Annotated in this window: 16 protein-coding genes; 7 read left to right on the top strand and 9 right to left on the bottom strand. The window is 61.4% G+C overall.

Annotated features, from left to right (window positions below; translation table 11 throughout):
- Positions 1–3: 3 nt before the first annotated feature.
- Both Q4577_RS11570 and Q4577_RS11565 read left to right on the top strand, forming a co-directional pair.
- Positions 4–303 (top strand): hypothetical protein, encoded by a 300-nt coding sequence (locus Q4577_RS11570; protein ID WP_303468133.1) that lies wholly within the window; start codon positions 4–6, stop codon positions 301–303.
- Positions 300–2,645, top strand: a complete 2,346-nt coding sequence (locus Q4577_RS11565; protein WP_303468132.1) for an aldehyde dehydrogenase family protein — start codon at positions 300–302, stop codon at positions 2,643–2,645. The genes Q4577_RS11570 and Q4577_RS11565 overlap by 4 nt, the downstream gene beginning before the upstream one ends.
- 68 nt (positions 2,646–2,713) lie before the next feature.
- Here Q4577_RS11565 and tdh read toward each other — a convergent pair whose 3' ends face one another.
- From tdh to Q4577_RS11550, 3 genes are all read right to left on the bottom strand, one after another.
- On the bottom strand, positions 2,714–3,748 hold the full coding sequence (gene tdh / locus Q4577_RS11560) for an L-threonine 3-dehydrogenase (RefSeq protein ID WP_303468130.1): 1,035 nt from the start codon (positions 3,746–3,748) through the stop codon (positions 2,714–2,716).
- Entirely contained in the window at positions 3,745–4,932 is a 1,188-nt protein-coding gene (locus tag Q4577_RS11555) for a glycine C-acetyltransferase (protein WP_244691000.1), read from the bottom strand. The genes tdh and Q4577_RS11555 overlap by 4 nt, the downstream gene beginning before the upstream one ends.
- Positions 4,933–5,068: 136 nt before the next feature.
- Complete coding sequence (locus Q4577_RS11550) at positions 5,069–5,638, bottom strand: helix-turn-helix domain-containing protein (RefSeq protein ID WP_303468128.1); 570 nt, start codon at positions 5,636–5,638, stop codon at positions 5,069–5,071.
- Positions 5,639–5,755: 117 nt separating this feature from the next.
- Between Q4577_RS11550 and Q4577_RS11545 the strand changes: the two genes are divergently transcribed.
- Positions 5,756–6,934 (top strand): acetyl-CoA C-acyltransferase family protein, encoded by a 1,179-nt coding sequence (locus tag Q4577_RS11545; RefSeq protein ID WP_303468127.1) that lies wholly within the window; start codon positions 5,756–5,758, stop codon positions 6,932–6,934.
- A gap of 16 nt (positions 6,935–6,950) precedes the next feature.
- Here the strand turns inward: Q4577_RS11545 and pbpC are convergent, their stop codons facing one another.
- Together pbpC and Q4577_RS11535 are read right to left on the bottom strand one after the other, a co-directional pair.
- The gene (gene pbpC, locus Q4577_RS11540) at positions 6,951–8,981 is read right to left on the bottom strand and encodes a penicillin-binding protein 1C (RefSeq protein ID WP_303468126.1); all 2,031 of its coding nucleotides are present in this window, start codon (positions 8,979–8,981) and stop codon (positions 6,951–6,953) included.
- Positions 8,978–14,434 carry an alpha-2-macroglobulin family protein gene (locus Q4577_RS11535; RefSeq protein WP_303468125.1) on the bottom strand — a complete coding sequence of 1,819 codons (5,457 nt, stop codon included), beginning with the start codon at positions 14,432–14,434 and terminating at the stop codon, positions 8,978–8,980. The genes pbpC and Q4577_RS11535 overlap by 4 nt, the downstream gene beginning before the upstream one ends.
- A 179-nt stretch (positions 14,435–14,613) precedes the next feature.
- Between Q4577_RS11535 and Q4577_RS11530 the strand changes: the two genes are divergently transcribed.
- The gene (locus Q4577_RS11530) at positions 14,614–16,926 is read left to right on the top strand and encodes a response regulator (protein ID WP_303468124.1); all 2,313 of its coding nucleotides are present in this window, start codon (positions 14,614–14,616) and stop codon (positions 16,924–16,926) included.
- 21 nt (positions 16,927–16,947) lie between these two features.
- Here Q4577_RS11530 and Q4577_RS11525 read toward each other — a convergent pair whose 3' ends face one another.
- The 4 genes from Q4577_RS11525 to Q4577_RS11510 all read right to left on the bottom strand — a co-directional run bounded on the left by Q4577_RS11525 (position 16,948) and on the right by Q4577_RS11510 (position 21,140).
- On the bottom strand, positions 16,948–17,766 hold the full coding sequence (locus Q4577_RS11525; protein ID WP_303468123.1) for a bifunctional allantoicase/(S)-ureidoglycine aminohydrolase: 819 nt from the start codon (positions 17,764–17,766) through the stop codon (positions 16,948–16,950).
- 103 nt (positions 17,767–17,869) lie between these two features.
- Complete coding sequence (yaaA, locus tag Q4577_RS11520) at positions 17,870–18,640, bottom strand: peroxide stress protein YaaA (RefSeq protein WP_303468121.1); 771 nt, start codon at positions 18,638–18,640, stop codon at positions 17,870–17,872.
- A 24-nt stretch (positions 18,641–18,664) separates the two neighbouring features.
- Positions 18,665–20,710 carry a DNA helicase RecQ gene (gene recQ / locus Q4577_RS11515; RefSeq protein ID WP_303468119.1) on the bottom strand — a complete coding sequence of 682 codons (2,046 nt, stop codon included), beginning with the start codon at positions 20,708–20,710 and terminating at the stop codon, positions 18,665–18,667.
- 142 nt (positions 20,711–20,852) lie between these two features.
- A complete protein-coding gene (locus Q4577_RS11510; protein ID WP_244691007.1) occupies positions 20,853–21,140 on the bottom strand; it encodes a YggT family protein in 288 nt (95 codons plus the stop codon).
- Positions 21,141–21,262: 122 nt separating this feature from the next.
- Here Q4577_RS11510 and Q4577_RS11505 point away from each other — a divergent pair, with 122 nt between their 5' ends.
- From Q4577_RS11505 to mepA, 3 genes are all read left to right on the top strand, one after another.
- Complete coding sequence (locus Q4577_RS11505) at positions 21,263–21,793, top strand: acyl-CoA thioesterase (protein WP_303468113.1); 531 nt, start codon at positions 21,263–21,265, stop codon at positions 21,791–21,793.
- Between the two features lie 179 nt (positions 21,794–21,972).
- Positions 21,973–23,340, top strand: coding sequence for an MFS transporter (locus Q4577_RS11500; RefSeq protein ID WP_303468111.1), 1,368 nt, complete (start codon positions 21,973–21,975; stop codon positions 23,338–23,340).
- Entirely contained in the window at positions 23,337–24,272 is a 936-nt protein-coding gene (mepA, locus tag Q4577_RS11495; protein ID WP_303468108.1) for a penicillin-insensitive murein endopeptidase, read from the top strand. Before Q4577_RS11500 ends, mepA begins: the two co-directional genes overlap by 4 nt.
- The last annotated feature ends 6 nt before the right edge of the window (positions 24,273–24,278 follow it).

The raw sequence follows: 24,278 nt of genomic DNA, 5'->3' as shown, positions 1-24,278 counted from the left end.
GCCATGCAGCTCTCTCCGGAAACCGCTGCAATTGCCCTGTTTGCGATGCTTGTCATTGGCAGTTCGCATTGGCGCCGGCGGCGCATTCGCCGCGCCATGCGGGGCTTGCCGACGCGGATGCAACGCCTTCTTGGGCCTGATCCGCTGTTCTTGCCACCCCCTGACGACCGGTTGCCGGATGAGCTTCGCGCCTATGCGGCGCTGCACCGGCGATCCGCCTGGGTGCAATATGTGCTTTGGGGTCTGGCGTTTGTCTGGATTGGCTACATCATTTACTCTGTTCTGAAAGGAACGCCGCAATGAGTGTGAAAGAGATTTTCGAAACCATGGAATACGGCCCCGCCCCCGAAAGCGCCGGTGATGCACTGGCCTGGATCGTTGATCAGGGCAGCCGGTTTGGCATGTACATCAATGGCGACTGGACCGCGGCACGGGGCGAATTCACCTCGAAAAACCCCGCCAATGGCGAAACGCTGGCCGATCTGACCCAGGCCATCCCGAGCGAGATTGACGATGCCGTCGCCGCCGCGCGCAAGGCCCAAGTCAAATGGCAAGGGCTGGGCGGGCATGGCCGGGCGAAATACCTCTATGCCATTGCCCGTCTGTTGCAGAAGCATGCGCGGCTGTTTGCGGTGCTGGAAACGCTGGACAACGGCAAACCGATCCGCGAAAGCCGCGATATCGACGTGCCCTTGGCGCAGCGGCATTTCTACTATCACGCCGGCATGGCACAACTGATGGATTCTGAACTGCCCGGCCGCACCGCGCATGGCGTCTGTGGCCAGATCATCCCATGGAATTTCCCGCTGTTGATGCTGGCATGGAAAATCGCCCCGGCGCTGGCGGCGGGCAATACGGTGGTGCTGAAACCGGCGGAATATACCTCGCTGACGGCACTGCTGTTCGCCGATATCTGCTCCCAGGCCGGTCTGCCCAAGGGTGTCGTCAATATCGTCACCGGCGATGGCGCGGTTGGTGAGGCCATCGTCAACCACCCCGGTATCGACAAGATTGCCTTTACCGGGTCCACCCCCGTGGGCCGTGCCATTCGCGCCGCGACGGCGGGCAGCGGCAAGGCACTGACGTTGGAGCTGGGCGGCAAATCGCCCTATATCGTGTTCGAAGACGCCGATATCGACAGCGCGGTCGAGGGGCTGGTCGATGCGATCTGGTTCAATCAGGGCCAGGTCTGTTGCGCCGGTTCGCGGCTGATCGTGCAGGAAGGCATTGCCGACACGTTCCACAGCCGTCTGCGCGCCCGGATGGACAAGCTGCGGATGGGCAATCCGCTGGACAAATGCATCGACGTCGGTGCGATTGTCGATCCGGTGCAGCTCCAGACGATTTCCGCGATGGTGGACGGCAATACCGCCGGCGAGACCTATCGCGCCAATGTCGACATGCCGGCGCAGGGCTGTTTCTATCCGCCAACGCTGATCACCGGGCTGCACCCCAGTGACACGCTGATGCAGGACGAAATTTTCGGGCCTGTTCTGGTCGGAACCACCTTTCGCACCCCGGCAGAGGCGGTGCAGATCGCCAACAACACCCGCTATGGCCTTGCCGCGACGCTGTGGAGCGAGAACATCAATGTCGCGCTGGATATTGCGCCGAAACTGGTGGCCGGTGTGGTTTGGATCAACGGCACCAATATGTTCGATGCCGCCGCCGGTTTCGGGGGTGTGCGTGAAAGCGGTTTTGGCCGCGAGGGCGGTTGGGAAGGCATGTCGGCCTATACCCGTGATGCGGACGAGGCCAAGGCGCAAGATCCCGTTGTGGCCTTCGCCGGGACCAAAGGGCCGGTCGACCCGCTGGACCGCACCGCAAAGCTCTATGTCGGGGGCAAGCAGGCGCGACCAGATGGCGGTTATTCGCGTGGGGTTTACGGCCCCAAGGGCGCGTTGCTGGGCCATGCCAGCCTCGCCAATCGCAAGGATGTGCGCAACGCGGTCGAAGCGGCCAAGGGTGCGGCATCCTGGGGCGCGACCACCGGACATTTGCGGGCGCAGATCCTGTATTACATCGCTGAAAACCTGTCGGCGCGGGCGGATGAATTTGCCGCGCGCATCGACGCGCTGACCGGCGGAAAGAAAGGCGCAAAAGAGGTCGAAACCTCGATTAAGCGCCTGTTCACCTATGCCGCATGGGCCGACAAATTCGACGGTCAGGCGCATAATGTGCCGGTCCGCGCGGTGGCATTGGCCATGCGCGAACCCGTGGGCGTGATCGGCGCGCTCTGTGATGATGCGCTGCCGCTTCTGGGGCTGGTGTCGGCCATGGGTCCGGCGATGGCGATGGGCAACCGCTGTGTGCTGGTCGCCTCCGAAGCCTTTCCGCTGGCGGCAAGTGATTTTTATCAGATCCTCGAAACCTCTGATGTGCCGGGCGGTGTGGTCAACATCCTGACCGGATCACATGGCGAGCTGGCCAAAACCCTAAGCGAACATATGGACGTCGATGCAGTCTGGAGCTTTTCTTCGACCGATCTCGCCGCGGACATCGAACGCGGGGCGGCGGCAAACCTCAAACGGACCTGGGTCAACAACGCCAAGGCGCGCGACTGGTTTGGCCCCTCGGGCGAGGGTCGTGCGTTCCTTGATGCCGCGACCGAGGTCAAGAACATCTGGGTGCCTTACGGCGCATAAACCGGCGTGAAAATCTTCGGCTGCGCCTTCATTGCGCAGCCGAAAGGCCGGCGTCGGTGGCTAGATCTCTACCACTCCAGCACCACCTTGCCGCTGTTGCCGGACCGCATCGCAGCGAACCCCTGTTCAAACTCTGCCGCGCGGAAACGGTGGGTGATTACGCCGCGCACATCCAACCCGTTTTCCAACATGGCAATCATCTTGTACCAAGTTTCGAAAATCTCGCGGCCATAGACCCCTTTCAGGGTGATCGCCTTGAACACAATGCGGCTCCAATCCACCGGGGATTTGCCCGGCGGGATGCCAAGCAGGGCAATACGCCCGCCCATGACCAGCGCCTCGACCATTTGGTCCAATGCGCGCTGATTGCCGGACATTTCCAACCCGACATCAAAACCTTCACGCATTTTCAGCGATTTGATCACGTCGTTCAGATCCTGTTCAGCGACATTCACCGGCACCACATCCGTCACCCGCGCCGCCAGCGCCAGCCGGTCGGGGTTTACATCGGTGATCACCACATGGCGCGCACCGACATGGCGGGCCACTGCCGCCGCCATGATGCCAATCGGCCCGGCACCGGTGATCAACACATCTTCGCCAACCAGATCAAAGCTGAGCGCGGTATGCACCGCATTGCCCAATGGATCGAGGATCGCGCCGATTTCATCGTCGATCTCATCCGGAAGCGGCACAACGTTGAACGCAGGCAGGCGCAAATATTGCGCAAAGGCCCCCTGTTCATTCACACCAATGCCCCGGGTTTCCGGGTCAAGATGGAACTTGCCTGCACGGCTCTGGCGTGAATGCTTGCCAATCAAATGCCCCTCGCCGGAACAGCGTTGACCGATTTTCAGATCTTCGACCCGCGCGCCGATTTCAACAATCTCACCGGCAAATTCATGCCCCGTCACCAGCGGCACCGGCACGGTTTTCTGCGCCCAGTCATCCCAGTTCCAGATATGCACATCAGTGCCGCAAATGCCGGTCTTGTTGATTTTTATCAACACATCATCCGGCCCGATTTCCGGCACCGGCACGTCATGCATCCAAAGCCCTTCACGTGCTTCGGATTTGACCAGCGCCTTCATGTCATTTCTCATTTCAACACTCCCACGGCACGGCCTGCGCGTTCAAACGCGGCCAGCGCCTGATCCAGATCATCCTGTGTCAGGGCGGCGTTCATCTGGGTTCTGATCCGCGCCTGCCCCTTGGGCACAACCGGAAAGAAGAAGCCCGAAACATAGACGCCTTCGTCGAACAGCTTTGCTGCCATCTCCTGGGCCAGTTTGGCCTCGCCTAGCATCACAGGGATGATCGGATGCTCACCGGGCAACAGGTCAAACCCCAAATCCGTCAATCCCTTGCGCCAATAGGCGGCATTGGCGAACAATTTCGCGCGAAGATCATCCCCCTGTTCAACCAGATCGAGGGCAGTGATCCCCGCCGCAACCACGGCCGGCGGCAATGAGTTGGAAAACAGATAGGGCCGCCCGCGTTGCCGCAACAGGTCCACAACCGGTTGCGCCGCCGCGATATAGCCGCCAATCGCCCCGCCCAGCGCCTTGCCCAATGTGCCGGTCAGAATATCCGCTGAGACCCCGGCATGCGCCGGGGTGCCGGCGCCCTTGGGGCCCATGAAGCCCGTCGCATGGCAATCATCGACCATCAGGATCGCGTCATATGTATCGGCCAGCGCCCGGATCTCGTCCAGTTTGGCCAGATAGCCATCCATCGAAAACACACCATCGGTGGCAATCATCACGTGCCGCGCACCGCCTTCACGCGCTTCTTTCAGCTTGGCCTCCAGATCCGTCATATCGGAATTGGCGTAGCGATAGCGTTTGGCTTTGCACAGGCGGATGCCGTCGATGATGCTGGCATGGTTCAGCGCATCAGAGATCACCGCATCCTCTGGCCCCAACAGCGGTTCGAACACCGCGCCATTGGCATCAAAACAGGCGGCAAACAGAATCGCATCATCCGTTCCCAGAAACGCCGCCAGCTTCTGCTCCAGCGTACGGTGAATGTCCTGTGTGCCACAGATGAACCGGACAGAGGCCATGCCATAGCCGTGGCTGTCCATCGCATCCTTGGCAGATTGGACCAGCGCCGGGTGATTGGCCAGACCGAGGTAATTGTTGGCGCAAAGGTTGATCATCTGGCGGTCGCCAACCTGCATTCGCGCGCCCTGGGCCGAGGTGATCGGCCGTTCAATCTTCATCAATCCATCCGCTTCGATCCCGGACAGGGTGGATTTCAGGTGGTCAAGAAACATCTGTGCCATAGAGCGACTCCTTTGCTGGCCGCACTTCTAACACAACAGACGGAATTCCGAAATAACGGATTTTTCGACAGGCGAAAATTTTCCACCCCGGTCGATCCCGGCCTTTCCGCAGGTCAGACCCACAATTGCCGGTGATCTAGCCAGAGTCCTGGACAATCAGAAACGCCTTGGCATCGCCATCCAGCGCCCGGATACGATGCGGTAAATCCGCCGCGTAACGTGCACTGTCGCCCGGTTCCAACCGGGCAATGGCCTCGCCAGAGGTGACCTCCAGACGGCCTGAGATCACGCTGAGGGTTTCCACCGTGCCGCGTTTATGGGCCTGGCTGTCCAACCGCCCGCCCGCGTCAAACAGCAATTCATATAGCTCGTTGCGCCCGGCCTCTTCCGGCGGTGAAAAGATGCGAATGCGACAACCCGCGCCCATATTGTCGATGGTCGGGATCTGGTCGGCGCGCAGAACCTCGATCCGGTTGGTCTGAACTTCTTCTTCCAACAGCCCGGCGAAATCGACCTGTAACGCCCGCGTCAAATTCCACAGGGTAGCAATTGTCGGGCTGCTTTCGCCGCGTTCGATCTGGCTGACCATGGACCGCGACACCCCCGACAGCTTTGCCACCGCATCCAGCGACAGCCCCTGGGTGCGGCGCGCCTCTTTCAGGCGGGCGGGCAAAAGTGCCAGAATATCGTCCGATGTTTCCGTCATGACGGAATGATGCCGAGAAGCCGGGCAAATATCAAGCAGGTTCCGTGACGGAACGTCGTTGTGACAGGCCGCGATCCTCGGCGCATATTGGCGCTGAAACGGGGAAAGAGGACCATCATGTCACAGGATATCGTAATTCTGGCGGGCGCGCGCACCGCCATCGGCACCTTTGGCGGCACGCTCAGCGGCACGGCGCCCATTGATCTGGCGACCGCCGCGTCAAAGGCGGCCCTGCAACGGGCCGATGTCGCACCAGAGCAGATTGGCAATGTGGTCTTTGGCCATGTGATCAACACCGAGCCGCGCGACATGTACCTGAGCCGCGCCGCCGCGATTGCCGCGGGCGTGCCGGACACCACCCCGGCGATGAACGTAAACCGATTGTGTGGCTCCGGGGCGCAGGCCGTGGTGTCGGCGGTTCAATCCCTTTTGCTGGGGGATGCGGATTTCGCACTGGCCGGCGGGGCGGAAACCATGTCCCGGTCCCCTTTCATCAACCCTGCGCAACGGTTTGGCGCCAAGATGGGCGATATTACGACGGTCGACATGATGCTGGGGGCGCTGACCTGCCCGTTTGGCACCGGCCACATGGGCGTCACAGCGGAAAACGTCGCCGCCGAACATGGGATCAGCCGCGCGGATCAGGATGCTTTTGCGTTAGAGAGTCAAACCCGGGCCGCACGTGCGATTGCCGAGGGCCGCTTTGCCGATCAGATTACGCCGGTCGAGGTGCGGGTGAAACGCGACATGGTGCCGTTTGCGGTGGACGAGCACCCCAAACCCAGCACAGCCGAGGCTCTGGCCGGGTTGCGCAGCGTGTTCCAAAAGGACGGCACCGTGACCGCCGGCAATGCCAGCGGCATCAATGACGGCGCGGCGGCACTTGTTCTGGCGCGGGGCGAAGCCGCAGAGAAATCCGGATTGAAGCCGCGTGCGCGAGTTCTGGGCTATGCCCATGCCGGTGTCCGGCCCGAGGTCATGGGCATCGGCCCGGTGCCAGCGGTCCGCAATCTGATTGCGCGCACGGGTCTGGCGATCAGCGATTTCGATGTGATCGAATCAAACGAAGCCTTTGCCGCCCAGGCCCTGGCGGTGAACAAGGAACTGGGCCTTGATCCGGCCAAGGTGAACCCGAACGGCGGGGCGATTGCGCTGGGCCATCCGGTGGGCGCGACCGGCGCGATCCTTGTGGTCAAGGCGCTCTATGAACTGGAACGCATCGGCGGGTCCAGGGCGCTGATCACCATGTGCATTGGCGGCGGTCAGGGGATTGCACTGGCGATTGAACGGGTGTGATCCTGGGGTCAGGATCCTAGGGACGTTGGATCATGGCGCCAACCGACGCTCCGACTGCGTCAATCACCGCCAGTCGCGAAAACCCGCGGGACGGCAGCACCACGGGCAACACGCGGTCACGGGCGCCGGTAATCACCGGTGCCCCATCAACCAAAAGGGTAAAGGGCGGCACGCCGTGGCGCAGCTTCACCGTCACATGATTTCCCGCCATCACCGCACCATCGGGCGGAAAGGCCATTTGCAGCGATGTCCCTGATCTGCTGAACAGCCCGTCACGCGCCCGAAACCGGCGCAGCGGCTGTGGCAGATCCGCATTGCGCAACATCAGCGTGGCGGCGGGCGGTGGCGGCAAATCATCGGGCGCGGTTTTCAACAGCTGAAACGCCTCGAACAGCACAGGCGCGGCCATATCGCCGCCAAAGGCACCGGGCACCGGCGTGCCATCGGGCCGCCCCATCCAGACGCCGGCCACATGGCGACCATCAAACCCAAGCGACCAGGCATCGCGGTGGCCATAAGATGTACCGGTCTTGTAGGCCAGCCAATCGCGCGGCGCGCCCGGCGGCGGCACCATATCCGCCAGGATATGCCCCACCTGCCAGGCGGCAATATCGCCGGTGACATCCGCGCCGGCCTGGGGCGTTGCGCCCTGCCGCCAGTATAGCGGGCGCGCCCGGCCCATCTGGGCCAGTGATGCATAAAGCTGCACCATATCCTCTAACGTCAGCCCCAAACCGCCCAAGGCAATCGCCAATCCCGGCTGCGTGCCCTGCAAGGCCGGTTCAGCCCCGGAACGGCGCAGTGCTGCCATAAGATGCGCCGGGCCCAACGCCTCGGTCAGTTTGACGACGGGAATGTTCAGCGACATCTGCAACGCCCGTTCGACCGTTACCTCGCCCCGAAACTGGCCATCGAAATTCTGTGGCGCATAGGCCCCGAAGCGGACAGGCGTGTCGTCGATCAACGTCTGTGGATGGGCCAGCCCACGGTCAAAGGCCAGCGCATAAATGAGCGGTTTCAACGTCGATCCCGGCGATCGCAAGGCCTGGGTCATATCTATAAACCCATCGCGCGCCTCGCCCGCTGTCAAACCCGCTGATCCGACCGAGGCCAGAACCTCGCCCGTGACATGATCGGCCACCACCATCGCGATGGAAAGATGATCGCCCTCGCCGCGCACCGCACGGGCGGCCAGATCTTCCAGACGCGCTTGCAGGTCACGATCAATTGTCAGGTCATGCACAGCGGCAAACGGCGCGTCATCGCGCGCGCGATCCGCCAGATGCGCCGCAAGAACCGGAAAATCATGCCGCGTTTTCGGCACCACTTCGCGCCGGGCCGCCAAGGCCGTGTCGGCATCAATCACGCCATAACGCTGCATCCGCGCCAATACCCGGTCGCGGGCGGCAACGGCGCGGGTATGGCGTTTGTCGGGGCGGCGGCCTTCGGGGCTTTGTGGCAGGGCGACCAGCATCGCAGCTTCCGCCGGGGTCAGGCGGCGGGGTTCCTTGCCGAAATAGCCCAGCGTCGCGGCACGCACCCCTTCGAGATTGCCACCATATGGCGCATGGGTGAAATAAAGCGTCAGGATCTCGCGTTTGGTCAGCTTGCGCTCCAGCGCCAATGCCAGCCGCGCCTGTCGGATCTTGCCGGCCAAGGCCCCTGTGCCGCTATCCTCCAGCAGCCGGGCAACCTGCATCGTCAAGGTCGATCCCCCCGAAACCATCCGGCCATTGCGCAGCGCCTGTGCCACCGCGCGGCTGATCGCGATCCCATCCACGCCGGGGTGATCCCAAAACCGCTTGTCCTCATAGGCGACCAGCATATCGACCAGTTTCGGGTCGATCTCATCCAAGGTGACGGAAAACCGCCAGCGCCCGTCTTCGACCGTATAGCCGCGCAAAAGCCGCCCGTTGCGGTCCAGAACCTCGACCGAGGTTTCCGCCAGAACCGGCGGCAGCACCGTGTCCTCGACCCAAGCGTCAAATCCATCGCGCAGCACGGCCCCGCCCCAGAGGAGCAGGACCAGAAGGCATAGCCGTCTCACGGTGCGACCGTCAACTGCCCAGATGCCGTGCGCGCGCGATATTGCGGCCGATACATGTCTTCGACCACGGCCGCCGGGTGGTGGAATGCACCCGGTGAAATGGCGCGCACGATATAGGCCAGCTCAAACGCCTTGTCGCCGCGATGATCCACCGCCGCTAGGAAGCGATCTGCGCGGAACTCGGTATGTTCGGCCTGTTTCGGTTTCAGCCAATCGAGCGCGCGAATATCGCCAGAGCGCAACAGATTGGGATTGTCGATCTCGAACCCTGCGGGCAGCGGATCATTGATCATCAGCCGCGCGCCGGTTTCCTCAGCCGGGATCACCCGCAGCACAGTCACAAGACGGTCGCCCAGCGCCACCGCCCCGGTCACTTCTGCGCCGTCCATGTCGTAGTAGCGCCGTTCGATCCGATAGCCATAACCGCCCTGATCCACCGGTTCCGACGGTTTGCCGAATGTGGTCAGCGTTACGCTGGTGGCGGTGCTGCCATTGTTGGTGATCGTGCGCGGCGCGTCGCCGTTCAGGAACCGGCGCACCATTGGCCCCTCAACCGGCGCATCGTCCAGCAGGACATTCGACGCCGTCGGATCGGCCACCATGGCGTGGGCGGCCAACAGCGACCAGGCCTGTTCCTGGGTCGACAGCTCTGGTCGGCTGTCCGAAATCCGCTGGATCAGCACCTCGCGGTCGATGGCGTTTGATCCGGCTTCGACCGCCAGCGACAACAGCCCCGCCGCATCGCGCAGATCGGTGCCATAATCGACACGGAACAGTGGGCTTTCCGGCCCGGTCCGCTGGCCCAGTTTCTGTACCGCGATGGTGAACATCCGGTCAGCGCGGGTCTGATCACCATACATCGCCAGCGCCGCGCCCAGTTGCGCCGCCGCCAGCGGGGTGGCGAAATCACCGCCCTTCACATCCGCATAATAGCGCAGATCGCCAACCGCCGCCGCGCCTTCACGCGCGAGCACCATAAGCGCATAGGCAATATCTTCGCCGCCATCGTCGAAGTCCGGGGCATAGTTTACCCGGTTTTTCAGGTTGTCCATCGCCTGACGGAAGGCCAGATCAGGCACGGCAAAATCACTGGCCCGCGCGCGGCTGAGGAAATCGCTGACATAGGCATCCAGCCAGAAATCCCCCGATTGCGCCCGCCACAGACCAAAGGCACCATTCGGCGCCTGCCGTGTCAGGATACGCGCGACGGTCTGGTCGATCCGCTCCTGAATGCGTGCGGTTTCGGTCAGGCCCATCGCGTCGGTCACCGAGCTGAGATAGAGCAGCGGCATCGCCTGGGATGTGATCTGTTCTGTACACCCGTATGGATACCGGTCAAGCGAGGCCAGCAGCCGCGGCGCATCGAAACGTGCCAATGGGCCGGCGGCCACAAGCGCCGAGGCAGTGTCCAGCCGCAAACCGGCAAAGACGTTGTCATCAAAGGTAAATGTCTCGCCCGCAGCGAGCGAGAAGCGCCGGGTTTGCGACACTTCGGGATCGTTGTTGCGCACCGGGACGGTCAGCGATTTGCGCAGCACCAAACCATCCGGCGTGGTCAGCGCCACGGTGATCGCGTGATCGCCTTCGCTGATCGCGGTGATCGGCACGGCAAAACTGGCCTTGCCCAAATCGCCCAGGTCAATGTCCGACGGGATTGCGGTGGCGTCCAGCGTCACACCCTGCGCCGTGATATCCAGTCCCATGCGGCCTGCCGGACCTTCGGCATGCACAACCTCCAGCAACATGCGGCTGCTGTCACCGGGGGCGAGGAACCGGGGCAAAGAGGCCGTCACCACCACCGGATCGCGCACCAGCACGTCCTTTTCCGCCTGTCCAACGCCGGTGGATGACCACGCAACCGCGGCCAAACGCACCGTGCCGTTGAATTCCGGGATGTCGAACGACACCTCGGCGCGGCCATCCGGGCCAATCGTGACCGGGCCAGAGAACCGTGCGACCAGATCCTCGGTTGGCGGCGGGCTGTTGAACCGGGCGCCATCCGCGCCATCGCCGCCCGACCGAATACGCCCCATAGAGCCATCCAGCCCGTCAATCAGCCGCCCATAGAGGTCACGCATCTCGACCCCCAGTTTGCGCTGGCCAAAGTAATGGCCCTGGGGATCGGGGCTCTGGAAACCGGTGATGTTCAAAATGCCCAGATCGGTGGCGGCGACGGTGACATAAGCGGTCTCGCCCTCTGTGATGCCATCAACCTGTACCGTCGCGGTCAAAGGCCCGCGTGGCTTCGAAGTTTCACCTGTGATCAACGTCACATCCAGCGCCTTGGCACCGGGATCAATACTGGCATGGGCCAGCCCCAGCGAACGGGCCGGATTTTGCCCTGCCGGCGCGTCCATCGGCCGGATCACCGTGGCACTGACATAGGCCCCGGCGCCCCATTCATCGGTCACGGTCAGGGGAATGGTATTTTCGCCCTCGGTGACCGCGACGGTCTGCATGTCGATCAGCCGATGCGACATCACGGTGATCAGCGCGGTGCCGGCATAGCGCGGCACAAGCCGCAGGGTCGCGACCTCACCAGACCGATAGGCGGGTTTGTCGAGCGACAGTTCCAGCGTGTCCGGCGTGCTGGTGGCATCCGCAGGCACATACCAGCCGGCCCAGAATTCAGTAGAGGCAGCCACATATGTGCCGCCGTCGCGTTCGACCACCAGCTCATAATTGCCCCAGTCGACATCTGCACCAATCTCGACCGGTGCATTGCCCAGGGTCACCGTGCCGCTGGCCATTTCGGTGCGGACCACCGTCGGCTCCCAGTTCCACTGACCATAAAGGCGATACCATTCATACGTGGTGCGCACGCGGTTCAGCGTCCATTTTACCGGCATATCGCTGGCGGCGCCCTCGGCATCCAACCCAATCAGTTGGAACCGCGCCTCGGACCCTTCCTTGACCACGCCATCAAACAGCGGCTTGATGCCGATCACCGGGCCGGATGCGGCCAAATCCCGGCTCAGACGGCGTTCCACCGGGCGACCCGATCCTTCGGACATCGACACCACAACCTCGGCTGTCATCGGCAGCGATGCGGCGTCACCTTCTATCGCGGGAAATTCCAACGGCACGGACAATGTGCCATCTGCCCCGCTGCGCAGCCCACCATCCATATAGCGGGTGCGCGGATCAAAGGTGATGTCGTGGCGACCAAAGGTAAATCCATCCCAGCCCTCGATCCCGCTGGCGCGCGACAGGCGCACCCGAATTTCCGCCGGCAGGTCGGCCCCCGGCGCACCAAACAGATATTTGGCCTCAATGCTCAGATCCGGCGTGTCACTGGCGGTGATCCGCCCCTCTGGCAGCGACAGGTCAAAATCAATCCGTTCCGGCAGAAAATCCTCGACCAGCACGGTCTTGGTCACCAATGCCGGGGTATCCGGGTCGGAATGAACCTCAATCCGCCAGGTGCCGCGCGGCACGGTTGCGCCGATTGGCATGGAAAACACATGCCCGCCTGCCAAACCATCGTTCGACAGATGACGGGAATATTCCACCCCGTCCGGTCGGGTCAGCACCGCCACCAACGGCAGGCCGTCAATACCACGCGCCTGAGAATCGCGGGCCAATGCGGTTGCCTCGATCACCTCGCCGGCGCGATAGGCGCCACGGTCCGTCGCCAGAAACACATCGACCGAGCCCGCAGGTTCGCGCCCTTCGACACCCCGGTCGGACAGATCAAACGCCGGATCTTTCAGCGACAAAAAGGCAATGTCATCCTCGGTCCTGGCCACCAGAAGCGCCGGCGCGGCCCCCTGGGTGCCACGGGTCAGGCCGGGATCAAACTGCACATGGCCAGAGGCATCGCTTTTGGCCTCGGCCAGCACGCGATTGGCCTGGGAAATCAATTGCACAGACACATCGGATTTGCCTTTGGCATCGCCCAGCCCGCGAATGAACACATGCAGACCGTCGCTGCCCGACATGCTGGCCAGCCCCAGATCAGACAACACAAACCATTGCGTGGCGATATTGTCGGAATATTCATCTTCGGACGGCACCCGCGCCGTCAGGGCATAAATGCCCGGCGGTTGATCGGCCAGCGCATCCCCCATGGGCAGACGGGTGGTCACATCAAGGTTCAACTGTTGCTCAACCTCCCCCACACCCTGCCAAATGGTTTCTCCGACCTCTCGATCGAATTCGCGCACCAGATAATTGTTCATCTGCTCGCCAAAGAAGCTGTCCTGGATGGCGCGCAACAGGTTGCGATCACTGACCCGGCGCAGCGTCAAATCCACCTCTGTCAGGTTCACCGTTTCAATCGGCAACCCCGCATCCGAAGACCGCGGCAACACATAGGACCGACCGGTAAAGGCAACCGAAGGCGACCGGTCGCGGACATATTGCGTGATGGTCACATCCTTGACCATTTCTTCGCCAGACGCGGCCGGCAGCCCCTCGCGGAAGGTGATGGTGTAGCGATGCCCATGTTCGACACCACCAACACAGACGTCGCGCCCGGACGCGCTGACCACCAGCCCCGGATCAGGCAGCCGCACATAAGGCGCGTAATCCACCCCGGTGCGCACCAGATCCTCGCTGAAGGTGACACAGATCCGCGGCTCGGCCTTGTCGCTTTCGGTGCGATGTTCGGTGATGCGGAACCCATATTTGTTGATCGCCGCGTCCAACGCCGCCACCACATCCCCGCGCGGCTGGATCGATTCAGCCAGACGCAGGGTCGGCACCATGTCGCGACCGCGCCCTGATTCTTCCAGCCCCTCGGCCAGAATCAACAGCGCCGCAATCCGCCCCGGATCATTTGGTGCACGCAAATAGCCGTTGACCCCCGCGGCCACCGCCGTGGCGGCAAACCGGCGACGATTTGAGGATGATGTCGCCACCGCCTCATTCGCAAGGGCAAGCCGGGCATAATCAACCCAAAGATCCGCCGCATCATTTTGCGCCAGCGCCGCGCCAACCCAATGCAAAGCATTGCCGAGATCGTTTTCCGCCTCTTTGTCGCGCGCCGCCTTGAGCAGGACATCGACCGACCACTTGCCACCCATGTGCCGCACGCCAAGATCACGCGCCTGGGACATTGCCGCATCGACATCGCGTTTTCGCAGGAAATTCAGATCGTTCACCCGACCCTCGGCCCGGTCCTGTACGGCGGGATCAACATCCACCACCACAGCGGAAATCGCGCCCTCATAGGCCTGGCGTTCGCTGACGGCGCTTTTCGGGAAACACGCGTTGGATCGGCTGTTGAAGGTGAACGCCTTGCAGGACGGATCGTTAAGGCACACCTGCTGGCACGCGGCCATGTTGGTGTCGAACAGCGCCTGAAGGTCAGAGCCGAAGAAATCCATATCGCGCGACACCACCACCCGTCGGTCCGGTATCAATTCCTGTTCCTGGGATTGGGCCGCGACCGGGACAAACACGGGCACAGTACACAGAAGCGACATCAGGGCTGCAAAAACGCGACGCATGAAAAATCCTCCGATCCAAATGCCGATAGTGTTCCATTAGTCGGCCAAGCTGGCAAGGCAACCTTCCCGGAAATGACGAATCTGTCATCACCCCGGCAGGGGTCGAGTTTAAACAGTTCTTCACCCCTTGCCGCCACAGTACCGGAATTATGAGTCAATGAATCGCTTTACGGGGTGGCATGAGTCTTGCCAGCAAACTAGCCGAGGAACGCCGCGCACGGCTTGGCGCGGAACGCCTGCTTGAACTCAAGCAGGCCGAATTGTTCGCCGCCAACCGCAAGCTTGGCCATCACGCCCGCGCGCTGAGCGAAGAGATCGTTGAAAAACGCGCCGAGGTTGCCAATGTGCGGGACGAAAACCAGCGGGTGAAATCCGACCTGTCGCGCACGACCAAGAATCTGGAAGTGGCGGAACGCCGTTTGTGGCAGGCCATTGAAACCATCGAAGACGGATTCGCGTTTTTCGACAGCGACCATTGTCTTATCAGCGCCAACAGCGCCTATTTATCGGTGTTTGAAGGCCTGGAAGAAATTCAACCCGGCGTGCCCTTTGCCCGTATCTTACAGCTTTTGACCGAAGAGGGCATTGTCGATACCGGCGAATTGGCCCCGGCCGAATGGCGGGCGATGATGCTTAATCGCTGGCAATCCTCCACCCCCGAGGCGATCACCCTGCGGCTGTGGAATGGCATGTATTTCAAGGTGGTGGACAAACGTGGCGAGGCCGGGGATGTGGTGTCACTGGTGCTGAATATCACCGACACCATCCGGTACGAGAAAAACCTGCGCGAAGCGCGCAATCGCTCCGAAGCCGCGAATCGCGCCAAATCCGCCTTCCTTGCCAATATGAGCCATGAAATCCGCACGCCGATGAATGGCGTGATCGGCATGGCCGAATTGCTGACCGATACCGAACTGTCCGAGGAACAGCGCCTCTACGTCAATACGATGAAGAATTCCGGCGAGGCGCTGTTGGTAATCATCAATGACGTGCTGGATTATTCCAAGATCGAGGCCGGCAAACTAGAGCTTCACCCCGAACGGTTTGACCTGGAACGCGCCATCCATGAAATCATCATGCTGTTGCAGCCAACGGCCCGCGACAAGGGGCTGGATCTTCTGGTCGATTACGACATGTTCCTGCCCACGGAATTCATCGGCGATCCGGGGCGCATTCGCCAGGTTCTGACCAATATTCTGGGAAATGCGGTGAAATTCACCCTTCAGGGGCATGTATTGACACGGGTGGTGGGGGTGCCACGCGAAGACGGTCAAACCGCAGTGCACGTCACGATCGAAGATACCGGTATCGGCATTCCCGACGAAAAGCTGGGCGATGTGTTTGGCGAATTCAATCAGGTCGAAGATGAGCGCAACCGCAAGTTCGAAGGCACCGGTTTGGGATTGGCAATCACCAAACGGTTGATTGACATGATGGGCGGCGAGGTCTGGGTCGACAGCGAATTTGGCACCGGGTCAAGCTTTGGCTTTCAGGTCACATTGCCCAGCCCCGACGGCGAAACCGTTCAACCGCCGAAGCTTCCGAAACACATCCGCCGGGTGATGATTGTTGATGACCGCCCGGTGAACCGGATGATTCTGGAAAAACAATTGCAGGTCATGCAGGTCGAAACCTCTGCCTGCGAAAATGGCCAGGAGGCGCTGGATCAATTTGCCGCCGATTGTGCCTTTGATCTGGTGTTGACCGATCACAACATGCCAAAGCTCGATGGGCTTGAACTGGCCCAGGCGCTGCGCGACGCAGGCCATGAGACACCGATCATCATGCTCAGTTCCAACACCGGATTTGCCGAAACGGACCCGGCGGCAAAGTTGCTGCATGCGGTCCTGCAAAAACCGGTGCCACGTGGGGTGTTATTCGACAAGCTGAATGCCATGTCACCCGCCGAGGATACCGCAGAACCAGCGCACTCCGGTCCCAAACCCTCTGGCGATGCCCAGGTGGCAAATCCGCCCCAGCCGACGCCATCCCCGGCAAAACCGCAGCCGGTATCAGCCACATCCGCACCGCCCAAAACCCCAGATGCCAAAGAACACGCGGCGCAGACGCAAACCGGCGCAACCGGGAAAATCCAGATCCTGACCGCCGAGGACAACAAGACCAATCAGTTTGTATTCCGCAAAATGGTGAAAACCCTGGAGGTCGATCTGCATTTTGCCAACAACGGCCTGGAAGCGGTGGAAGCCTACAAGAAATTGCAGCCCGACATTATTTTCATGGATATTTCAATGCCGGAAATGGACGGCAAAGAGGCGACAACCGAAATTCGCAAACTGGAATCCGCCAGCGGCACCCGCGTGCCGATCATCGCCTGCACAGCACATGCAATGTCCGGGGACCGCGAGGTTCTGATCGCCGCCGGGCTGGACGATTATATCACCAAACCGCTGAAACGCGCCGCGATCGAGGCGATGATCAAACGCTATGCCCCCCACGAACCAGAGGCAAAGCAGCTGCGCGAAATGCCGTGACATTCATCGCGACTGCGGGCCTTACAGCCGGGCGTGACGGTTCACGTCCTTGTACAGCAAATACCGGAACCGCCCCGGTCCGCCTGCGTAACAGGCCTGTGGGCAAAATGCCCGCAGCCACATGAAATCGCCGGCCTCGACCTCGACCCAATCCTGGTTCAGCCGGTAAACGGCCTTGCCTTCCAGCACATAAAGCCCGTGTTCCATCACATGGGTTTCGGCAAAGGGGATCACACCACCGGGTTCGAATGTCACCACAGTCACATGCATATCGTGCCGCAAATCGGCCGGATCGACAAACCGCGTGGTCGCCCAAGCCCCGTTGGTGTCCGGCATCGGCGTTGGCGCGACATCGCGATCCGACGTCACAAACGCCTCTGGCACATCCAACCCCGGAGCGGGTTCATAACGTTTGCGAATCCAGTGAAACCGCAGCGCTTGCGCGCCATCGTTCCGCAAGGACCAGTCACAGCTCGGGGGCAAAAAGGCAAATCCACCCGCGGTCAGATGATGCGTCGCGCCCTCGATGGTCAGGGTCATTTCGCCTTCGACGACAAAAAGCACGCCCTCGGCCTCTGGGTTGGGTTCAGGCGCGGTGCTGCCACCGCCGGGCAGGACCTCCATGATATATTGCGAAAACGTTTCGGCAAACCCGGACAAGGGCCGCGCAATGACCCAGGCCCGCGTCGCCGCCCAATGCGGCAGAAACGAGGTCACGATGTCGGTCATCGTGGCGCGCGGGATCACCGCATAGGCCTCGGTAAATACTGCCCGCCCGGTCAAAAGCTCTTTTTGTCCCGGCAATCCGCCATGGGGCGCGTAATAGCTGCGGTCGCTCACGGCTGTCTCCTCCTGAATTCGCCCCCACTAAACGCCCATTGGCCGCCACAGGGAAGAACCTGGCGCACAAAAGGTTTATTCGTGTTTTTTTGATAAAGCGCTGTCAGTCTCTGGCATCATGTAGAAATGCCGGGCGGTCAGGTTCCGACAAATCCGCCACATGACGATAACCGCCCAGATCAAACCCCAGGATGTCCGCCGGATCCTGCAGGCGATTTTGCACCATATATCGCGCCATTGCCCCGCGGGCCTTTTTCGCGAAAAAGCTGATGATTTTTGGCTGACCGCCCTTCATGTCAAAGAATTGCGGTGTGATGACACGCAATTTCAAAGCCTTGCGATCCACCGCGCCGAAATATTCCTGGCTGGCGCAATTTATCAAAACGTCGCTGCCCGTGGTCGCGGCCTGCGCGTTCAGCACCTTGGAAATCTGATCGCGCCAGTAATGGTACAGGTTCGTGCCGCGCCGGGTCTTCAGCCGCGACCCCATTTCCAGCCGATAGGCCTGAATCGCATCCAGCGGGCGCAACACCCCGTAAAGACCGGACAAAATCCGCAAGTGATCCTGTGCATAACGGACCTCATCCGCGTCCAGCGTCCGCGCCTCAAGCCCGAGATATGTGTCGCCGGCAAAGCCGAACATGGCAGGTCGGGTGACATCCGGCGCGGGGTCATCGGAAAAGGCGCGAAACCGGTCACGGTTCAATCGCGCCAGATCATCCGAAAGATCCATCAACCCCTTGAGATCACCCAAGGTTAGGTTGCGGGCGGTTTTCGCCAAACGCGCCGCATCCGCCTGCATCGCCGGTTCGGTCATTTCGACCGTTGTTTCCGACCAATCCAGCCGTTTGGCCGGTGAAATCACCACGAGCATTGCATGTCTCCCTTTGGCGGCGGCTTACGACGCTTCGCGCAAAACGTCCAGAAACGCCGCGCCAAAACGTTCGGCACGACGCTCGCCCAACATCTGTTCCAGATCACGCACCGCACTGGGGCGGCGTTCCGCCAGCTTGGCAAGCTGCGCCGCAGAACAAGACAGCGGTTTTTCTGTACCACAGGCCCCACGCGTCAGATCGGCCTGCACCTGCATCAACCGGTCATAGATCGACCCGGCATCCCGCCCCGCCAGCTTGCGCCGGGTCGGGTGCATCGCTTCGGTGGCGCCGGTGATCACGGCCAGAAATTCCGCGCCGTAATGTTCCAGCTTTTTGGCACCAACCCCACCAATCCGCGCCATGTCATCCAGCGACGCGGGGCGGGTTTCGGCCATTTCGATCAGGGTCCGATCGTTGAAAATGATATAGGCCGGGACGCTGGCGGCCTCAGCCAGAGCGCGGCGTTTGGCCTTTAGTGCGGACAACAACGGCGCATCATCCTCGCTGACCATCGCCTTCACCGCCGGGCGGCGGCGGGCCTGGGCCTTGGCGATGGTGTCACGCCGCAGCATGATGCTGGCCTCACCGCGCAGGATGGGCCGCGCCGCTTCGGTCATGCGCAGCGCGCCATAACGTTCCGGGTCCGGCCGCATCAGATCATGGCCCATCATCTGGCGGAACACGGCCTGCCAGCCGCGTTTGTCAAATTCGCCGCCAACGCCAAAGGTCGGCAATTGATCGTGGCCTTTTTCGCGCACCTTGTCGGTGGCATTGCCCATGACAATGTCGATCAGATGCCCGGAACCGAACCATTCGCCGGTGCGCAGCGCCGCCGAAAGCGCCTTGCGCACGGCTTCTGTGCCATCAAAGGTTTCGACCGGCGATTGGCACAGGTCACAATGACCGCAAGGCTCGGTCGTTTCGCCAAAATACCCAAGCAGCGTGGTGCGGCGACATTCCAGCGCCTCTGCCAGCCCCAAAAGCGCATTCAACCGGCCATGGTCAGCAGCACGGCGTTCGGGGGGGGCCAGCCCCTCGTCGATCTGGGACCGCCGCAAACGGATGTCATCCGCCCCAAACAGGGTCAGCGTTTCCGCCGGGCCGCCATCGCGCCCGGCACGCCCGATTTCCTGATAATAGGCTTCGATCGACTTGGGCAAATCGGCATGCGCCACCCAGCGAATATCGGGTTTATCGACCCCCATGCCAAAGGCGACAGTCGCGACAACGATCAGACCATCCTCACGGGCGAACCGCGCCTCTACACTGCGCCGATCCTCGGCATCCATGCCGCCATGATAAAAACAGGCGTTGTGGCGATCTTCGGTCAGGGCGCGCGCCAGCCCCTCGGTCTTAGCGCGGGTGCCACAATAGACAATCCCGGCTTGATCCCGGCGTGCGGCCGCGAAATCAAGGATCTGGCGGCGCGGCCCATCCTTGGGCTGAAAGGCAAGGTGAATATTGGGCCGATCAAACCCACGCAGGAACCGCGCAGGTTCTTCGCCGTCAAACAATCGCGCGACGATTTCGTCCTGGGTTTCGGCGTCTGCCGTGGCGGTAAAGGCCGACAGCGGCACATTCAACTCGCGGCGCAGTTCCCCGATCCGAAGGTAATCCGGGCGAAAATCATGGCCCCATTGGCTCACGCAATGGGCTTCGTCGACGGCAATGGAATTGACACCGATGCGGCGCAACATCGACATTGTACCACCGGCGGCCAGACGTTCAGGCGCGAGGTACAGCAGCTTCAATGTGCCCGCCTCCAGCGCCTCCCAGACGGCTTCGGTTTCCTCGGGGGTGTTGCCGGATGTCAGCGCGCCGGCATTCACCCCGGCCTCTCGCAGACCGCGCACCTGATCGCGCATCAGGGCGATCAGCGGCGAGATTACCACCGTCACCCCGTCGCGCATCAGCGCAGGCAATTGGAAACACAGCGACTTGCCGCCACCGGTGGGCATGATCGCCAAAACGTTTTCACCACGGGTCACGGCATTGGCGATTTCACCCTGACCGGGGCGAAAACCGTCGAATCCGAACACGTCCCGCAAAAGCGTGGCGGTATGATCCATGGGGCAAAACCTGCAAGATTTGAGTTTGACTGCTCTTACAGGGACAATCTCATATTGAGATTCGGTGAACAAGAGGCAGGACACCGTCCCGGACCTGATCCGGGACCTCATGTCAAAGCGGCTGGGTCAGTTCAGAACTGGCTCAGATCAGGCCGAAAATCTCGGGCAGGATGAAATCCCGCAGGGAAATCAGGATGATAAACGCCACAAGCGGCGCAAGATCCAGCGGATGTGTGTTCGGCAGGATGTTGCGGATCGGGCGATAAATCGGCTCCAGCAGGCGGTTCAGCCCATACCACAATTGCGACACCAGCGGCTGGCGCAGGTTCAGGACCTGAAAATTGATCAGCCAACTCATGATGATATGGGCGATCATGATGAAAAACGCCACATCAAGGATGAGTTTCAGGGGCCCGTAAATTGCATACATCCGTGTGTGTCTCCGCCAATTGCGAGGCTTAGGTAAGCGCGCAGAGACAAAAGCACAAGTGCCGCTGCGTCACGGCTTGTCTATGCCGCGACGCAGCGCAAGGATACCGGCGGAGGTCGCCCATGTATCCCTTTATTCGAATGTTCAAGGAATTGCTGGTTTTTCGCAATGCGCCGTCGCTGCCGCTGACCGGCACGCATGTCTCGACGCATATGTGTTGGCCTTGGGACATTGATTTCTGGATGGAGCTGAACAACGGGCGGACCCTGACGCTTTATGATCTGGGGCGTATTCCGCTGGCCCAGCGCACCGGCCTTATGGCCGTGCTGAAGCGGCGCAAATGGGGATTGACCGTCGCCGGAAGCTGTACACGGTACCGCCGCCGCATTCGCCCGTTTGAACGGTTCGAAATGCGCAGCCGCGCAGTGGGGATCGACCACCGTTTTCTCTATCTTGAGCAATCCATGTGGAAGGCAAACGGTGAATGCGCCAATCACGCGATGTATCGCACCGCAGTGACCGATCGAAACGGCATTGTGTCCCCGGCAGAGGTTCTGGCGGAACTGGGCCACACGGAGCCGCTGCCCGGCTTGCCCGACCATATCCTTGCCTGGATCGCGGCCGAGGACGCCCGGCCCTGGCCGCCGCTCTAGGGGCCTGACACCACCCCGCGCAATCAACCGCCGCCCTCCCCGTGGCCCAAAGTGCCGACTGGGGCGCTGCAATGCAGCAACGCCAATTGCGCCTCCCGGCTGAAATTCCCCCGTTCCCCGGCTTATCCCTTGCCACCGGCCCCATTGCCGGGGTCTAACCGCCGCAACAGGGGGACGGTATGACAATTTCCAAACGCAAGCGCATCTGGGGCTGGATGTTCTTTGACTGGGCGCAACAGCCCTATGCAACATTGGGGCTGACATTTGTGTTCAGCCCGTATTTCGCCGCTGTGGCCGCCGGGTATTTTCTGGCTCAGGGGATGTCGCAAGACGCCTCCAATGCACAGGCGCAGGGGCTTTGGTCCTCCGCACAGACGATTTCGGGGCTTGTCATTGCCTTTTCCGCGCCCATTCTGGGCGGGTGGGCCGATGCATCCGGGCGATTGACCCCCTGGGTCCGGTTTTTCACCATTGTGGCGGTAATCTGTGCGGCCTCTTTGTGGCTGTTGCAGCCCGATGCCACCGGTTTGATCCTGGCGCTGGTCCTGTTCTGGCTGGGGTTCACGGCGGCCGAGGCGGCGTTCAACCTGAACAATGCCATCCTGCCCGGATTGGGCACCAAAGAAGAGATTGGTCGCATATCCGGTGGGGCAACGGCCTTTGGCTATTGGGGCGGCGTGCTGTCGCTGATCCTTGTGTTGTTGTTCTTTGCAGAGAACGAGAGCGGCAAAACCCTGATCGGGTTGCCACCGGCCTTTGGTCTTGACCCAGAGGCACGTGAAGGCACGCGGTTCGTCGGCCCCTTTATCGCCATTTGGTTCACCCTCTTCATGCTGCCCTATGTCCTGTGGTGCCGCGACGCACCCCGGGTCGACGCCCCACGCCCGAAACTGCGCAAGGTTCTGGCCGATCTGATGGTGACGATCCGGCGGGTGGCCCGCAACCGTTCATGCGGCAGCTTTTTGTTGTCTTCGATGTTTTACCGCGATGCGCTGACCGCGCTTTATTCATATGGCGGGATCTATGCCAAGCTGGTCTTGGGCTGGGAGATTGTGCAAATCGGTGTGTTTGGCATCATCGCCGCAATCGCTGCGGCGGTCCTGTCCTGGGTTGGCGGCTTGATGGATCAACGGGTTGGGCCAAAGCCGGTGATCACCTTTTGTGTGACGATGTTGATTGCCGTCAGCATCATCATTGTCGGCATGTCACGCGACAGCCTGTTTGGCCTGCAATTGGCGCCTGGTTCCTCCTTGCCTGACACCATCTTCTATATCTGTGGCGCGGTCATCGGCGGCGCGGGGGGCGCGCTTTATTCTGCGTCACGCTCGATGATGGTGCGCCACGTCGAAGGCGGACGAGAGGCCGAGGCCTTTGGCCTGTTTGCCCTGACGGGCAAGGCCACGGCATTTCTGGCCCCGGCGCTGATCACCGTGTTCACCCTGTGGACGCAATCCAATCAATTGGGCTTTTTGCCGGTAATCCTGCTCTTTCTTATTGGTCTGTATCTGCTACGCTGGGTTGATCCAGAGGGGGCAAATCACCGATGATCCGAACGCTGTTTTGTATGAGTATCCTCGCGCTTGTGGTCGGCTGCGGCGACGGCAATACAGCCAAGACCAAGGCCAGCCTGGCCGCGGCACCACAGGCCACTATTGGCGATTCCATGGGCACGCTGTCGACCCAGCAGGCCAAACAATTGTTTGGCGCGAAAAACGGCCCCTCTGATCAAAGCCCTGCCGCCTATGGCAGCTATGCCAAGGGCTGTATGGCGGGCGGTGCGCAATTGCCGGAAACCGGCGCAACCTGGCAGGCGATGCGCCTGTCGCGCAACCGCAACTGGGGCCACCCGGAAACCGTCGATTACCTGCGGCGTCTGTCGGCGCGGGCGGCGCAATTGCCGGGTTGGAACGGACTTTATATCGGGGATATGTCGCAACCACGCGGTGGCCCGATGCTGACCGGTCACGCCAGCCACCAGATCGGGCTGGATGCCGACATCTGGCTGCGCCCGGCTACGAATATTGCGCTGTCGCGCGATGCACGTGAATCGCTGTCGTCGATTTCGCTGCGGCGGTCAAATGGCGCCTTTACCAATGACAAATGGACACCGGAACATCACGCATTGCTCAAGGCCGCAGCCAGCGACCCACGTGTGGCGCGGATCTTCATTTTTCCCGGTGCCAAGGTGCAGATGTGCAATGACGAAAAAGGCGATCGCGCCTGGTTGCGCAAGATCCGGCCCTGGTGGGGACATCACTATCATTTCCACGTGCGGCTGTCCTGCCCACGCGGCGCCAGCGGTTGCGTCAATCAGGCCGCCCCGCCGCCCGGCGATGGCTGTGCCGAGGCACAGGGCTGGGTCGACCGTATCCTGAACCCACCGCCGCCGGACCCCAATGCCCCGCCGCCGCGCAAGAAACGTGAATTGATCCTTGCCGATCTGCCGGCGCAATGCGCCGCTGTGCTAAAGGCCCAATAAACCACG

The organism is Marinovum sp. 2_MG-2023, assembly GCF_030548265.1.
Lineage (GTDB): Bacteria > Pseudomonadota > Alphaproteobacteria > Rhodobacterales > Rhodobacteraceae > Marinovum.
This window is presented reverse-complemented; position numbering and strand designations above follow the sequence as displayed.

Coding starts and splice junctions, on each gene's coding strand:
- Q4577_RS11530 (WP_303468124.1), top strand. CDS start 14,614: ATGAGTCTTGCCAGCAAACTAGCCGAGGAACGCCGCGCACGGCTTGGC.
- Q4577_RS11555 (WP_244691000.1), bottom strand. CDS start 4,932: ATGGCACAGATGTTTCTTGACCACCTGAAATCCACCCTGTCCGGGATC.
- Q4577_RS11550 (WP_303468128.1), bottom strand. CDS start 5,638: ATGACGGAAACATCGGACGATATTCTGGCACTTTTGCCCGCCCGCCTG.
- tdh (WP_303468130.1), bottom strand. CDS start 3,748: ATGAGAAATGACATGAAGGCGCTGGTCAAATCCGAAGCACGTGAAGGG.
- Q4577_RS11570 (WP_303468133.1), top strand. CDS start 4: ATGCAGCTCTCTCCGGAAACCGCTGCAATTGCCCTGTTTGCGATGCTT.
- Q4577_RS11505 (WP_303468113.1), top strand. CDS start 21,263: ATGTATCCCTTTATTCGAATGTTCAAGGAATTGCTGGTTTTTCGCAAT.
- recQ (WP_303468119.1), bottom strand. CDS start 20,710: ATGGATCATACCGCCACGCTTTTGCGGGACGTGTTCGGATTCGACGGT.
- Q4577_RS11510 (WP_244691007.1), bottom strand. CDS start 21,140: ATGTATGCAATTTACGGGCCCCTGAAACTCATCCTTGATGTGGCGTTT.
- Q4577_RS11500 (WP_303468111.1), top strand. CDS start 21,973: ATGACAATTTCCAAACGCAAGCGCATCTGGGGCTGGATGTTCTTTGAC.
- Q4577_RS11545 (WP_303468127.1), top strand. CDS start 5,756: ATGTCACAGGATATCGTAATTCTGGCGGGCGCGCGCACCGCCATCGGC.
- mepA (WP_303468108.1), top strand. CDS start 23,337: ATGATCCGAACGCTGTTTTGTATGAGTATCCTCGCGCTTGTGGTCGGC.
- Q4577_RS11565 (WP_303468132.1), top strand. CDS start 300: ATGAGTGTGAAAGAGATTTTCGAAACCATGGAATACGGCCCCGCCCCC.
- Q4577_RS11535 (WP_303468125.1), bottom strand. CDS start 14,434: ATGCGTCGCGTTTTTGCAGCCCTGATGTCGCTTCTGTGTACTGTGCCC.
- yaaA (WP_303468121.1), bottom strand. CDS start 18,640: ATGCTCGTGGTGATTTCACCGGCCAAACGGCTGGATTGGTCGGAAACA.